This is a genomic window from Kribbella deserti, assembly GCF_042434725.1.
In the GTDB taxonomy this organism is placed as follows: Bacteria; Actinomycetota; Actinomycetes; order Propionibacteriales; family Kribbellaceae; genus Kribbella; species Kribbella deserti.
The window spans coordinates 775,174-787,910 of the sequence record NZ_JBHLTC010000018.1; the positions used below are offsets into that span (position 1 = coordinate 775,174).

At 68.4% G+C, this 12,737-nt stretch carries 14 protein-coding genes; 5 read left to right on the forward strand and 9 right to left on the reverse strand.

The features are described 5' to 3' along the window. Positions 1–16: 16 nt before the first annotated feature. Entirely contained in the window at positions 17–2,221 is a 2,205-nt protein-coding gene (locus tag ACFFGN_RS16910; protein WP_380048500.1) for an ATP-binding protein, read from the reverse strand. 166 nt (positions 2,222–2,387) lie between these two features. Here ACFFGN_RS16910 and ACFFGN_RS16915 point away from each other — a divergent pair, with 166 nt between their 5' ends. Continuing rightward, positions 2,388–3,566, forward strand: coding sequence for a peptidoglycan DD-metalloendopeptidase family protein (locus ACFFGN_RS16915; RefSeq protein WP_380048502.1), 1,179 nt, complete (start codon positions 2,388–2,390; stop codon positions 3,564–3,566). An 82-nt stretch (positions 3,567–3,648) separates the two neighbouring features. On the opposite strand, the gene ACFFGN_RS16920 is transcribed toward ACFFGN_RS16915, so the two are convergent. Together ACFFGN_RS16920 and ACFFGN_RS16925 are read right to left on the reverse strand one after the other, a co-directional pair. Next, a complete protein-coding gene (locus ACFFGN_RS16920; protein WP_380048752.1) occupies positions 3,649–3,957 on the reverse strand; it encodes a branched-chain amino acid transport AzlD family protein in 309 nt (102 codons plus the stop codon). Further along, positions 3,957–4,685, reverse strand: a complete 729-nt coding sequence (locus ACFFGN_RS16925; RefSeq protein WP_380048504.1) for an AzlC family ABC transporter permease — start codon at positions 4,683–4,685, stop codon at positions 3,957–3,959. Before ACFFGN_RS16925 ends, ACFFGN_RS16920 begins: the two co-directional genes overlap by 1 nt. 66 nt (positions 4,686–4,751) lie before the next feature. Here ACFFGN_RS16925 and ACFFGN_RS16930 point away from each other — a divergent pair, with 66 nt between their 5' ends. Next, a complete protein-coding gene (locus ACFFGN_RS16930; RefSeq protein ID WP_380048506.1) occupies positions 4,752–5,333 on the forward strand; it encodes a helix-turn-helix domain-containing protein in 582 nt (193 codons plus the stop codon). Positions 5,334–5,394: 61 nt separating this feature from the next. Then, positions 5,395–5,769, forward strand: coding sequence for a hypothetical protein (locus ACFFGN_RS16935; RefSeq protein ID WP_380048508.1), 375 nt, complete (start codon positions 5,395–5,397; stop codon positions 5,767–5,769). Here the strand turns inward: ACFFGN_RS16935 and ACFFGN_RS16940 are convergent, their stop codons facing one another. From ACFFGN_RS16940 to ACFFGN_RS16950, 3 genes are all read right to left on the reverse strand, one after another. Continuing rightward, positions 5,770–6,666, reverse strand: coding sequence for a TIGR03620 family F420-dependent LLM class oxidoreductase (locus ACFFGN_RS16940; RefSeq protein ID WP_380048510.1), 897 nt, complete (start codon positions 6,664–6,666; stop codon positions 5,770–5,772). It lies immediately after the preceding gene. A gap of 103 nt (positions 6,667–6,769) precedes the next feature. Then, entirely contained in the window at positions 6,770–7,108 is a 339-nt protein-coding gene (locus ACFFGN_RS16945; protein WP_380048512.1) for an ArsR/SmtB family transcription factor, read from the reverse strand. A 144-nt stretch (positions 7,109–7,252) separates the two neighbouring features. Beyond that, a complete protein-coding gene (locus ACFFGN_RS16950) occupies positions 7,253–8,302 on the reverse strand; it encodes an aldo/keto reductase (protein WP_380048514.1) in 1,050 nt (349 codons plus the stop codon). 78 nt (positions 8,303–8,380) lie between these two features. Between ACFFGN_RS16950 and ACFFGN_RS16955 the strand changes: the two genes are divergently transcribed. Beyond that, positions 8,381–8,809, forward strand: a complete 429-nt coding sequence (locus tag ACFFGN_RS16955) for a MerR family transcriptional regulator (protein WP_380048516.1) — start codon at positions 8,381–8,383, stop codon at positions 8,807–8,809. On the opposite strand, the gene ACFFGN_RS16960 is transcribed toward ACFFGN_RS16955, so the two are convergent. Together ACFFGN_RS16960 and ACFFGN_RS16965 are read right to left on the reverse strand one after the other, a co-directional pair. Then, positions 8,806–9,213, reverse strand: a complete 408-nt coding sequence (locus ACFFGN_RS16960) for an SRPBCC family protein (protein WP_380048518.1) — start codon at positions 9,211–9,213, stop codon at positions 8,806–8,808. The two genes, ACFFGN_RS16955 and ACFFGN_RS16960, sit on opposite strands and share 4 nt — an antisense overlap. Beyond that, entirely contained in the window at positions 9,210–9,608 is a 399-nt protein-coding gene (locus tag ACFFGN_RS16965; RefSeq protein ID WP_380048520.1) for a RidA family protein, read from the reverse strand. Before ACFFGN_RS16965 ends, ACFFGN_RS16960 begins: the two co-directional genes overlap by 4 nt. A gap of 62 nt (positions 9,609–9,670) precedes the next feature. Here ACFFGN_RS16965 and ACFFGN_RS16970 point away from each other — a divergent pair, with 62 nt between their 5' ends. Next, entirely contained in the window at positions 9,671–10,609 is a 939-nt protein-coding gene (locus ACFFGN_RS16970) for a helix-turn-helix transcriptional regulator (protein ID WP_380048522.1), read from the forward strand. Position 10,610: 1 nt separating this feature from the next. Here ACFFGN_RS16970 and ACFFGN_RS16975 read toward each other — a convergent pair whose 3' ends face one another. After that, the gene (locus tag ACFFGN_RS16975; RefSeq protein ID WP_380048524.1) at positions 10,611–12,635 is read right to left on the reverse strand and encodes a GTP-binding protein; all 2,025 of its coding nucleotides are present in this window, start codon (positions 12,633–12,635) and stop codon (positions 10,611–10,613) included. Positions 12,636–12,737: the final 102 nt, after the last annotated feature.

Here is a 12,737-nt window from a genome sequence, read left to right on the forward strand (position 1 = left end):
GTCCACCCGCCATGGATCAGCGCCGGCCCAATGCGTGTGCTTGCGCTTGCGCGAGTGCCGAGGCCGCCTCGGCGCGGCGCTGCCACTCGCCGACCTGGTCCAGGCCCTTGACCGCCGTTCGGTACGACGCCGCCGCCTCGGCGAATCGCCCGAGCCCGGCCAATGCGCGGCCAAGCTCGAACCGCACCACGGCCGAACCCCAGCGATCGTCGTGCGCCTCGAACACCGCCAGGGCCCGATCGGCTCGCCGCAACGCCTCGTCGTACCGGCCCTGGTCGTTGCGCAGGGCGCTGAACCGGTACTCCGCCATCGCGACACCTCGCTCGTCGCCGAGTTGGGCTCGCATCGATAGGGCCCGGCGCAGGCAGATCGCCGCCTCGCTGTGCTGGCCGAGCATGCGCAGCGCGTGCGAACGCCGTCCGACGGCTGCCGCCTCGCCCCACCGATCGCCCAGGGCCTGGCAGCGGTGCACGTGATCGGCGTGGCTGGCCTCCGCCTCGCCGTACCGCCCGAGTCCTTCGTAGGCCAGGCCGAGGCGTCCGTACAGCTCGGCCTCTTCCGCGGCCAGGCCGGTCGCGTGCGCGTCCGCGAGACCCGCCTCGAACGACTCGACGGCCGCCCGGTAGCGGTGCTGCCCGATCCGGCCGAGGCCGAGCATGCTGTGCGCGTAGGCGCGTTCGCTCAGATCGCCCGCGCGTTCGGCGACGGCCATGGCGAGTTCGGCCACCTCGACCATCTCGGGCCAGCGGCACCGCAGGTCGTAGTACCAGGGAATGCCCTGGGTGAGACCGCGGAACAACGAGTCGAATGCGCCGTCGGTGCGTACCGCCGTACGACGGCACGCCTCGAGCACCCCGGCGGCCTCCGTATCGAGCCACGCCAGTGCCGTCGCCCGCGCCTCCGGGTTCGGGTCGGCCATCGGCGCGATCGCCTCGGCGTTGGACCGGGCGTTGCGGAACAACCAGTCGAACAGCGCGCGCTCGGCATTCTCCCGATCGTGGCGGTGTTCCTCTTCGTCGAGCAACTCCGCGGCGTACAACCTGAGTAGGTCGTGCAGGCGGTATCGCCCGGGCGTCGCGGCCAGGCCGAGCAGGCTGGCTCCGGCCAGGGCGTCGAGGTGTTCCTCGGCCGGTTCACCCAGCAGTACGGCGGCCGCTTCGGGTCCGAAGTCCGGTCCAGGCGCGAGGGCCAGTCGTCGGAACAGCCGGCGGGTGGTCGCGGGCACGCGCCGGTAGGACAAGGCGAAGGCGCCGCGCACGGCGAGGTCGCCCGCGGTCAGCCAGCCGAGGCGGCGTTGCTCGTCGCGCAGCAGGTCGGCCAGATGCGCGATGGACCAGTTCGGCCAGGAGGCGAGCCGGTTCCCCGCGATCCGTACGGCGAGAGGTAGCCGCGCGCAGGCCGTGACCACCTCGGCCAGGGCCTCTGGTTCGGCCTGGGCCCGTTCGGCGCCGACGATGTCCGCGAGCAGGTCGGTCGCGTCGCGCTCGGGCAGTTCGCCGAGATCCACCCGGCGCGCTCCGGACAGGCCGGTCAGACGATGGCGGCTGGTCACGAGCACGAGGGTGGGACCCGGCCCCGGCAGGAGCGCTCGTACCTGCGGCTCGTCGCGCGCGTTGTCGAGCACCATCACGCAACGACGCCCCGCCAACCGTGATCGGAACATCGCCGCGCCGCCCGCGGCATCGGCCGGCAGTTGGGAATCCGGTACGCCGAGTGCGCGCAGCAGGCGGTGCAACACGGTCTCCGGCGAGGTCTCACCCAGCTCGACGTAGAACTGGGCATCGCGAAGGCCGAGGGCGATCGCCCGGGAGGCCGCCTGGACCGCGAAGGTGGTTTTGCCCGCGCCGGGCTGGCCCGCGATCACTACCGTCACGGGTCCACGGCCGGCCAGGCACTCACCGGCGGCGGCCGCGATCGTGGCGAGTTCGGCGTCGCGCCCGCGGAAATCGGCCGGGGCGGAGGGCAGTTCGGCAATGACCAGGGTTTCGGGCGCGGCGGCCCCCTCCGCCGTACGGCCGGCGCGTTCGGCGAGGGCCGCGGAATGCAGCGAGCGCAGTTCGCCATCGGTGATGCGCAGCTGGCTCTCGTAGCGCGCGATCAGGTCTTCGGGTGCGAGGCGCCGGCCCTTCTCGTAATCGGACAGCCCACCGTGTCCTTGCATGCCGAGGCGGCCCGCGAGCTGCCGCAGCGAAAGGCCGTGGGCAAGGCGGTACCGCAACATCGCCGCCCCCAGTGCGGCTACAGCAGGCGAACTCCCCGGTGATGTGTCAAGCGGGCTCAATGGACACTCTCTGGACGCCTCACAGCCGAAAAGATAGCCGACACGGCGTAGTTGATCGATAGCTTCCAGCCACCAGTCCTGTTCCGCCCATCAGGAGGCTGAAAAGATGCGTATTCGCTGGATCGCCGTACTCAGTGCGGGTGTCTTGGTAAGTGCCACGGCTACAACCGCTGTAGCCCAATCGGCGCCCACTACGGAGTCGGCAGCACCACCGTCACTTGAGCAAGTTGTCACCGGCAAGGTGAACGCTGCCGCCAAGAAGTCGGCCAAGCGTGCCGGAACCCAGGTGAACGTTTCTCGCCGCAGTGGAGACTGGGTGTTCGGTACGGCGGTCGCGGTCACGCCGAGGGGGGAGGACAACCACCCGGAGGGCTGGCTGTTCGTAGCTCGCAAGGACGCCACGGGGTGGCAGGTCGGGTTCGAGGGCGAGCAGGCCTTCGCCGAGCTGTCGGCGGCCTCACCGGTCGTGACGGCCAAGGAGAAGCCGCTGTTCAACCAGACGGCCTTCGCCCCGCAAGCGGCTGGCGGCGACTACCGAACCGGTATGCGCCTCCCGTTCGCCGTAGGCCACTCGTGGACCATGCCGGGTGGTTCGCACGGCTGGGGTGGTTCGGAGACGCCGTACAGCGCGATCGATCTCGCCGGCGGCAACGGTCAGGTACTCGCGGCGCGCGGCGGTACGGCGTACACGATGTGCGGCAATGGCAAGGGCTGGATCCGGGTCATCCACGACCGGGGTTACGCCACCGACTACTACCACTTGCACAACAACATCGCGGCTAATGGCCTGGCGGTGAGCGAGGGCACCTTCCTCGGCAACATCGGTACGGACATCTCCTGCGGCGGCGCGGCCGGTGGTGCACACGTGCACTTCGCGCTGCGGCAGAACAGCGCGTACGTCGGCATCGCCGGGCACAACCTCGGCGGCTGGGTCTTCCAGAACGCGAGCACCGCGTACAACGGATGGGCCTTGCACGGCAGCACGCAGCGCAACCCGGGCGGCAGCCTCTACAACTACGGCGCGCTCGGCTTCACCCAGGGCGTGATCGACGCCTTCGGCGGCGGCACCGTGAACAAGCGGACCGGACCCGGCACGGGATACGCCTTGGCCGGAAGCGTCGCGGACGGCACCACGGTGAACATCTCGTGTTCCAAGACCGGTACGAGCCACACGGGCCGCTGGGGAGCCAGCAGTCTGTGGAATCGACTCAGCGATGGCACCTGGGTCAGTGACGCGTTCATGTGGACCGGCCTGTCCGGCCCTGTGAACGGCACCTGCCCGTAACAACTCCCGGGAGGTGAACCCAACCCCATAAGAACGTACTGGCAGGTCCAGCCCCCACTGGATCTGCCAGTACTTATGCGGGCTACTCCACACCGGCGAGGCGTAGGAGCGCAGTAGTGGCTACGGCGGCGATGACGACCAGGGGGAACGGTGCGCGGCGCAGCGCGAGTACAGCGCCCACGAGCACTCCGGCCACCCGAGACCAGCCGGCGAACGACTGGCCCTCCATGACCGCTCCGGTCGCTACGAGGGAGAGAAGCAGTACAACGGCTGCGACCGACAGCAGGTCTTGCCAGCGCTCGGGGATCTGCACTCTCTCCTGGAACACCGGACCGGCTAGGCGGTACACGTAGGTCCCGGCCGCGAGAATCAGAATTGCCACCAGCGGCATCATGCTTGCGCCTCACAGTCTTCTTCGGCCTGGTTGCCTTGCGGCTTGTCCTGGTTGTTCAGAGATGGCCAGCGGGCCAGGAGCAGGCCGACGAGTCCCACGAGTACGGGAAGGCCTGCGGGCAGGAACGGCGTACTAGCGACTGCGACCGCTGCACCGACCAAGGCCGCGTTACGAGTACGGCGTTCGCGCAGCGAAGGCAGAACCAGTGCGAGCAGGACTACCGGGAAGGCCGTATCCAAGCCGAGCGCCTCGGTATCACCGACGGCGCTGCCCGCGAGGGCGCCGAGCAGTACGGAGATGTTCCAGACGACGTACAGGGCTAAGCCGCAGGCCCAGAAGGCGGCGCGGCGGCGGGCCGGGTCGGTGTGCTGCAACGCGAAGGCGGCCGACTCGTCCGTCAGCAGCTGGGCACCGACCAGCCGGGTCCGCCAGCGCGAGCCGAGTGCGTCGACGACCGCGACGCTGTACGGCAGCAGGCGGGCGTTGAGCAGCAGGCCGGTCGCCACCGCGGCGATGGCGCTGCCGCCCGCGAGCACGATGCCGATCGCGGCGAACTGGGCGCCGCCGGCGAAAACGAGCAGCGACATCACCACCGGCACCCAGGCGTCGAGACCGCCCGAGACCGCGATCGCGCCGAATGACGCGCCCACGATGGCGTCGGCGACACAGACCAGGCCGATATCGCGCAGCGTGGCGCGATCAAGTGTTCGCCATAACGAATTCATGTCCACTACAGTGAACAGTGCTGGTGGTGTTCGTCAAGTCGAACAAAGCGGAGTCTGGAGCGAACGATGTCGGAAAAGGTTGACGGGTCCACGGCGGCCGGCCGGTCGCCGGTTGCGTTGATCGCGGCCGCGATCCGGCGCGAGCGCGACCATGCCGGGCTCACCCTTACTGAGCTGGCGAAGCAGGCCGGCCTGGCCAAGTCGACCTTGTCGCAGCTCGAATCCGGCGTGGGCAATCCAAGTGTGGAAACACTCTGGGCGCTCAGCGTCGCGCTGGATGTGCCGTTCAGCCGCCTGGTGGATCCGCCGCGCGCGGTGGTGCGGGTGGTTCGGGCCGGCGAAGGTCCGGTGATGTACTCCGAGCAGGCCGACTACGCCGCAACCTTGCTCGCGTCGTGCCCGCCGAACGCCCGTCGTGACATCTACCTGATCCAGGTCAGCCCTGGCCAACCGCGAACCTCGGCACCGCACAACCCCGGCACGGTCGAGCACGTCGTACTGAGCCGCGGCCGCGCACTGGTCGGCCCGAGCGACGAGCCGGTCGAGCTCAACCCAGGCGACTACGTCAGCTACCCCGGCGACGCCCCCCACATCTTCGAGGCCCTCGAACCCAACACGACGGCTGTCCTGGTCTCCGAGCTGGTCTGAGGCTTGTTCCTTCGTCGCCCCAGGCATGAATTACTGTCTGGGGCGACGAAGGGATGGCGTGATGAACGGGCCAGAAGTCGTGCCGCGACCGCGGACGATCACGGCCGCGTACGTCTTGTGGTTGCTGGTCGCGGCCACCTTGATCCTCTTCGGTGGCTTCCTGCTCGTCACCGGCTGGCTGTCGTTCGTTGACGCGGCCAACCTGACCGTGCGCGTGATGCTCGTACTGCTCGGGTTCGGTGTCTGGTGGTTCGCGACGCTGCTGGCGGCCGGTCGCGACGTACGACTGGTTTTGTTGATCATGGGCGGGATGAGCTGCCTGGTCCTGCTTCCCGCGCTTTTCGCGATCGCGGCCATCGCGCTGCAGTTCGTTCCGGCCAGCCAACGGTGGTTCCAGCTGACGCCCCTCGACCACACCCAGGGCGAAGTGCTCTAACTAAGCCGCCACAGCTGCCTGGGGGAGTAGGGCCTCGGCCAGGAACCGCCAGTGCGGCATGGCGGACTGGCCGGGCTGGAGCCCGATGACCTGAATTCCGACGTGATCCGCCCCGGCATCGACGTGGTCCTGCAGCTTCCTGACCACGGTCTCGGGATCACCCCAGACCACAAGGTCGTCCACCAGTCGATCGCTGCCGCGGCCGTTGTCGATGTCCGCGTCGCTGTAGCCGAGGCGGAGGAACTTGGCGACGTTGTACTTCTGGGTGAAGTACACGTGCAGGTGCTCACGGGCGATCGCCCGCGCCCGGACCGGATCGGCCTCGAAAAGCACCGCCTGTTCGACACCGAGGAACGGCCCGGCTCCGAGCAGCTCCCGCGCCTGAGCGGTATGCCGGGTGGTCACGTGATAGGTATGCGCCCCTGCCGACCGGTCGCGAGCCAGTTTGAGCATCTTCGGCCCGTACGCCGCCAGCAGCCGCCGGATCGGCGCCTCGGGCAACGGGTTGGCGGCGGTGGTCGCGTCCATCGCGTCCAGGTACTCACCCATCGCCTGCAGGGGCCTCACCCCAGGCTTGGCGTCGCCGAAACCGAGGCCGAGCAGGTGCCGGTTCGGGTAGGCGTCCGCGAGCAACACCGCCGCGCCCTGGGTCCATCGTGGCCCGCGGGAGCGGATCCGCGCGATGCCGTTCACGATGACGATGCGCTCGGTGCTCGACAGCAGGAACCCCGCGTGCGACATCGCCTCCCGCCCGGTCAACTCCGGGAACCAGAACGCCGGCCAGCCGAGACCTTCCAGCTCTTGGATGGAATCCCGGATCGCGCTGGCCGGAAGCTGCTCGAAGTCGAACGTCCAGACCCCGAACCGCCCCAGCTCCATACCTTCGATCGCACCCATGTCTCTCTCCTGTGCCGGCACCGCCCTGGCGCCTGTCGAATCGAAGTATCGCAGATTTTCGATGTGACTTCACGCGATTTCGCCAAGCGGGAGTACGGCGGTGTCAGAGGGAGTGGCCGAGTACGTCGACGAGATCGGCGATGCGCTGCTCGTCGCGGCGGTAATGGGTCCACTTACCGACTCGGGTGGACCGCACGAGGCCCGCGCGCTGAAGTGACGCCATGTAGGCGGAAACCGTCGACTGGGCGAGCCCGGTTTTGGCCTGAATGTGGCTCACGCATACGCCGACGACTTGGCGATCCACCTCGGCGTGCTCGACCGGAAAGTTGAGATCGGGGTCCCGCAACCAGTGCAGTACCTGGAGCCGCACAGGGTTGGCCAGCGCCTTGAACACTTCAACCAGTTCAGAGGCGTCGAGCGCGGGTTTCGTCGGAGTCGTCATAAGCCGTCACCCCGAGTATACGGACGACGATTCGCGGTATCTCGATCTCAGCTTCCGGGCATTTCCACTTCGTGGCATCGAACCGGCCTGCTCGGCGTGAAGCAGATGTCATGGACGAACGCATCACCGGCACGATCTGACGAATCAGGCCGCCGAGCGGTCGTCGAGCGGACGCCGGCGCTGGCTGACGTCAACCAGGGACTGCGGCCGCCATACGCCGTCCGGGGGATAGACGTTCGTTCCTGGCGGCACGATCTCGTCGATGCGGTCCAGCGTCGCGTCGTCCAGCACCAGCTCGGCGCCCTTCAGTGCGCTGTCCAGGTGTTCCATCGTGCGCGGCCCGATGATCACCGACGTGACCGCGGGATGCGCGACCGCGAAGGCCAGCGCCAGCTCCGGCAGCGTGCAACCGATGCCCTCGGCAACCTCGATCAGCTGCTCGAGTACGTCGAACTTGACCTCGTTCGACGGAATCGACGGGTCGAACCGGAACGGCGTGATCGCCGCGCGGCCCTTGGTCAGGTCGATCGCCTGGCCCTTGCGGATCTTGCCCGACAGGAAACCGGAGGCCAGCGGGCTCCAGGTCAGCACGCCCATGTTGTAGCGGCGAGCCGTCGGCAGCAGCGAGGTTTCGATGCCGCGGGCAAGCAACGAGTACGGCGGCTGCTCGGTCCGGAACCGGTGCAGACCGCGCCGTTCCGATACGACGTGCGCCTCGACGATCTGCTCGGCCGGGAACGCCGAGCAGCCGAACGCGCGGATCTTGCCCTGCTGGACCAGGTCGGTCAGCGCCGACAGGGTCTCCTCGATATCGGTGGTGTGGTCCGGGCGGTGCACCTGGTACAGATCGATCCAGTCGGTCTGCAGGCGGCGCAGGCTGTCCTCGACCGCCTTGACGATGTACCGGCGGGAGTTGCCGCCACGGTTGGGGCCTTCGCTCAGCGCGAAGTGGAACTTGGTGGCCAGTACGACGTCGTCGCGGCGGCCGGCCAGTGCCTTGCCGACGATCTGCTCGGACTCGCCGGTGGAGTACATGTCGGCGGTGTCGACGAAGTTGATGCCCTGGTCGAGGGCGGCGTGAATGATGCGCACGCTGTCGTCGTGGTCGGCATTGCCGACAGCGCCGAACATCATCGTGCCGAGGCAGTGCACACTGACCTCGATACCAGTGCCGCCAAGAGTGCGGTAACGCATGGGAACTCCTATTCAGCGAAGGAACGTGGGAAGACTAGGAGTTAGAGGCGACTCTAGGTCAAGTCATATGCTGGTCCGGTGACTGATACCGCGGTGGAGTTGAGCATCGGTGAGGTGGCCGCACGAACCGGCCTGAGCGTGCACGCGCTGCGTTTCTACGAACGCGAAGGCATTCTCGCCGCTCCGGTCCGGCGCAACTCCGGTGGTCGCCGGGTGTACGGCCTGGACGACGTCGAGTGGCTCAACCTCTGCATCATTCTCAGGGCCTCGGGCATGCCGCTGCCGGCCGTCCGCCGCTACACCGAGCTGGTGCGCGACGGCGGCGGCAACGAGAAGGACCGGCTCGACCTGTTGCGGCAGCATCAAGACGACGTGCGCGCCCAGATCGCCCGGCTGACCGAATGCCTGGACCTGATCACGTTCAAGGTCGGGGTGTACGAGGACATCGTCGAAACCGGCACCACCGACCACAGCTGCGAAGCCCCGCCGTCCGTACCGCGCGACTAGCCGAGTCCCGCCGCGAGTGCGGTCATGACGCCTTGCCAGTGGTTGCGTTGCTGCTCGCGTTCGTCCGCGTCGGCCAGCCGCTCCTGGTGGATCACCAGTCTCGTCTTGCCCTGACCTGCGGGCGAAACGGTGAGCTGCAGGGTCGTGTCGTGCGTCCAGCCGGGCGGTTGCCAGGTCAGCCGGATCCGGTCGCGCTCGCGGAAGCCACGCGTTTCACCCCGGACCCCGGCGCTGGTCTCGTACCCTGCGCCGCGTTCCGGGATCACGGTGACGTCGTCGCCGAGCCAGATCGCGACCCCGGCCGGTGACGTGATGAACACCCACACCTCATCGACCGGCCGGTTGATCGTTTTGGACACGCCGATCTGCCAGCCCGCGTCGCGCGTACGTCCCACCGGGCTCATCGCGTCACCGCCGCCACGGCACTGACCTCGATCAGCGCGCCGGGCACGGCCAGCCCCGCCACCTGCACACCCACGACGGGCGGAGCCGCGCCCGCGAGTCCGGCCGCGGCGACCGGATAGGCCTCGGCCAGATCGACACCGTCAACGAAGATCACCGTCATCATCACCAGATCCTGCACGGTGGCGCCCGCGGCGGCCAGCGCGAGGTGCAGGTTCTTCATCACCTGTTCGGTCTGCGCGGCGGCGTCGCCCGCACCGATGAGCGTGCCGTCGCTGGTGACCGAGTTCTGGCCACCGATGTAGATGGTCGTGGCGCCCGGCGGCACGATCGCGACGTGGGTGAAGGCGGGCGACTGGACCAGCCCAGCGGGTCGAAGCAGTTCGTTCTGAGTCATGAATCCAGCATGGCGCACCACTAGGACAGATCCTGTCCGGGTTGACCCGCCAGAATGGCGACATGAGCACAACCAGCCGCCGCCTCGAGACGCTCGCCCTGCTGCAGGCACATCCCGGCATCTCGGCGACGCAGCTCGCGTCCCGGCTGGGTGTCACCGAGCGAACCGCCCGCCGGGACGTGGCCCACTTGCGGGAGGCCGGCTACCGCATCGACGCCGAAGCCGGGCGCGAAGGTGGCTATCGGCTGTCCGCGGGCCGCTCGATGCCGCCGCTGCTGCTCGACGCGGACGAAGTTGCCGCTGTCGCGGTCGGATTGCGTACGGCGGTGTCGGTCGAAGGTCTGGAGGCACCCGCGGTCACGGCCCTGGCCAAACTCACCCAGGTGGTTCCATCGCGCTGGCGCACGCGGCTGTCCGCGCTGGCCGAGGTGGAAACGGTGTCCGGCAGACCGACGCGACGGCCCGGCCGCGAGGTACTCGTAGCCGTCGCACTCGCCTGCCGGGCCGGGGAGGCCCTCCGGATCCGGCACCGCCGCCAGGGCAGTGGGACCACCCGGCCCGTCGACGTACAGCCGCACCGCCTGGTCGCCGTACGTCGCCGCTGGTACCTGATCGCCTGCCCGCGCGAGGAGCAGGACTGGGCGGTCTACGCGCTCGACCGGGTCGAGCAGGTCCAGCCGCTCGGGACTCGCTTCCCGGCACCGCAAGAACCCGCGGATGCTGCTGTGTTTGTCGCCGAGCGGCTCGCGCACGGTCCCTGGCGGTACGGCGTTCGCGTGCGGGTGCACACGTCCGCGGACCTGGTTCGGGAACTGGTCGATCCGGCCGTCGCGACCGTCGTCGAGGACGGCGACGAGTGCGAGCTGCGGTTCGGCACGGACGATCTCGACTGGGCCGCGCGGTGGCTCACCTACCTCAACCTCGACCTCGACGTGATCGAACCGGCCGCGCTGAACGACCAGCTCCGCAATCTCGGGCGCTGGCTGGCGGTGCGCTACTGAATCAGACGCGGCGTTCGACGTGGAGCAGGTACTCCTTTCGGTTCAGGGGGTTGTGGTCGGTGCGGGGGCGTTCCGGCACCAGACCGGTGACGGGGTCGTACCGCTCGAAGGCCGTCTCCAAAACGCCTTCGCCGGAGGTCAATCCCGGCAGCAGCAGCTCTAGTTCGTGCACGCCGGCCGCCGGGAGATCGCCCTCGAGTACGCAGGTGACACCGTCGATCTCGGGGGAGTGCGGCACGCCGCGCAACCGGGTGATCAGCGGCAGGATCGGCCCGTAGGTGTCGGCCGGCATCTCGATCCGGAAGTGGTGCACCGGCTCGTGTACGACGGTCCCGGCCTGCTGGATCGCGGTCATCAACACCAGCGGCGTCAGGTTGCGGAAGTCTCCAGCGGTGCTCGACATGCTCTTGTCGAACACGCCGTGCGAGTGGCTCTGCCGGGCGTAGTAGCCGGAGTGCGTCATCGTGACGACGAGGTCGGTCACCTCCCAGCCGTGTACGCCTTGCTGCAAGGTCTCGCGCACCGTCTCCTCGACCGTACGGAAGAACGCGATCGGCATCGAGCCGAGTTCCACCTCCAGCCGGAACTCGACCCCGCTCGCCACCGGGCCTGGTTCCACCCGCAGGCCGACCGTGGCCAGGAACGGGTTCTCGTCGGTGCCGATCAGCTCGTACGCCGAACCGGTGCCGGCCAGTCGCTCGACGCAGATCGTGGTGGTCTCCCGGAACCCGGCCTCGACGCCGTAATCGTTGGCGAGGGTGGCCTGGATGACCTCCTTCTGTACTTCGCCGTAGAGCCAGACAGACACCTCCTGGCGCAGATCGTCTTGGCGCACGTTGATCAACGGGTCCTGTTCGGCCAGTTGCGACAACGCCATCCGCAGCCGGGCCTTGTCGGCCGGCCGGACCGGGTAGATCACCGACTCCAGCGAAGGCGGTGCGAAGTGGTGCTTGCCTGCGGCATCGATCGCGGCGAGGCCGAGCGTGTCGCCGATCTGGATCTCGCTCAGGCCCCACAACCGGCCGATCTGGCCGGCCGTCAAGGTGTTGGCGCGCACCGGCGTTCCGCCTTGGAAACGGTCGATCCCGGTCACCTTCGCCTCGTTGCCCGGGGCATCAGTACGGTTGCCTGAGGCACGTTCATGGTTGCCTAGGTGGACCAGTTCGCGGGTTCTGATCGTGCCCGAGAACAGCCGCACGTACGCCACCTTCGCGCCCGAAGGCGCCCGGTCGACCTTGAACACCGTGCCCGAGACGGGACCGTCGGCATCGCCGGTGCGTGCGGGCAGGAACTCCCTGATCCCGGCGATCAACTCGTCCAGACCCGCACCGGTCACGGCCGAGCCGAAGTACACCGGATGGGCCTTCGCCTCGGCGGTACGGCGGGCCAGCCGCTTGCGCAGGTCCTCGTGGGAGATGGCCGACTCGTCCTGCACGTACGCCGCGAGCAACTCGTCGTCGTGTTCGGCGAGCACCTCCACCAGGTTCGCGGTGAAACCCGGCTCGGTTCCGTCGTACGGCGTGAAGCGGGCGCCTCGGGTGCCGAGGGCTTCCGTTCGGCCCATGGCGACGATCTCCGGCGCGAGCTTGGCCGCGAGGCGCGTGAGCAGTTCGCCGTACCGGGCGCCGGAGCGGTCGATCTTGTTCACGAAGATCACCGTCGGAATGCGCAGGCGCTGCAGCGCGCGCATCAGCACCCGGGTCTGCGCCTGAATGCCCTCGACGGCCGAGACGACCAGGACCGCGCCGTCGAGCGCGCCGAGTACCCGGTCCACCTCCGCGATGAAGTCGGGGTGGCCGGGGGTGTCGATCAGGTTGACCGCGAGATCGCCCAGGCGGAACGACACCACGGCCGACTTGATGGTGATGCCGCGCTGGCGCTCGAGCGCCAGCGAATCGGTCTGGGTATTGCCGTCATCGACACTGCCGATCTCGTCGATGACCCCGGCGGCGTGCAGCAGCCGCTCGGTCAGGCTGGTTTTACCGGCGTCGATGTGCGCCAGAATGCCCAAGTTCAAACTCAACACTGAACGTCATGTCCCTTGAATAGGTGGAGTACCCCTTCGCAGCGGACATCGACGCTCGGCGCATTGGTTTCTCCTGGGTAGACGAACAGTTCTCTGGCAGTA

Bases quoted from the DNA above. Each gene is read 5' to 3' on its own strand.
- ACFFGN_RS16910 (WP_380048500.1), bottom strand. From the start codon at position 2,221: ATGTTGCGGTACCGCCTTGCCCACGGCCTTTCGCTGCGGCAGCTCGCG.
- ACFFGN_RS16915 (WP_380048502.1), top strand. From the start codon at position 2,388: ATGCGTATTCGCTGGATCGCCGTACTCAGTGCGGGTGTCTTGGTAAGT.
- ACFFGN_RS16920 (WP_380048752.1), bottom strand. From the start codon at position 3,957: ATGCCGCTGGTGGCAATTCTGATTCTCGCGGCCGGGACCTACGTGTAC.
- ACFFGN_RS16925 (WP_380048504.1), bottom strand. From the start codon at position 4,685: ATGAATTCGTTATGGCGAACACTTGATCGCGCCACGCTGCGCGATATC.
- ACFFGN_RS16930 (WP_380048506.1), top strand. From the start codon at position 4,752: ATGTCGGAAAAGGTTGACGGGTCCACGGCGGCCGGCCGGTCGCCGGTT.
- ACFFGN_RS16935 (WP_380048508.1), top strand. From the start codon at position 5,395: ATGAACGGGCCAGAAGTCGTGCCGCGACCGCGGACGATCACGGCCGCG.
- ACFFGN_RS16940 (WP_380048510.1), bottom strand. From the start codon at position 6,666: ATGGGTGCGATCGAAGGTATGGAGCTGGGGCGGTTCGGGGTCTGGACG.
- ACFFGN_RS16945 (WP_380048512.1), bottom strand. From the start codon at position 7,108: ATGACGACTCCGACGAAACCCGCGCTCGACGCCTCTGAACTGGTTGAA.
- ACFFGN_RS16950 (WP_380048514.1), bottom strand. From the start codon at position 8,302: ATGCGTTACCGCACTCTTGGCGGCACTGGTATCGAGGTCAGTGTGCAC.
- ACFFGN_RS16960 (WP_380048518.1), bottom strand. From the start codon at position 9,213: ATGAGCCCGGTGGGACGTACGCGCGACGCGGGCTGGCAGATCGGCGTG.
- ACFFGN_RS16965 (WP_380048520.1), bottom strand. From the start codon at position 9,608: ATGACTCAGAACGAACTGCTTCGACCCGCTGGGCTGGTCCAGTCGCCC.
- ACFFGN_RS16970 (WP_380048522.1), top strand. From the start codon at position 9,671: ATGAGCACAACCAGCCGCCGCCTCGAGACGCTCGCCCTGCTGCAGGCA.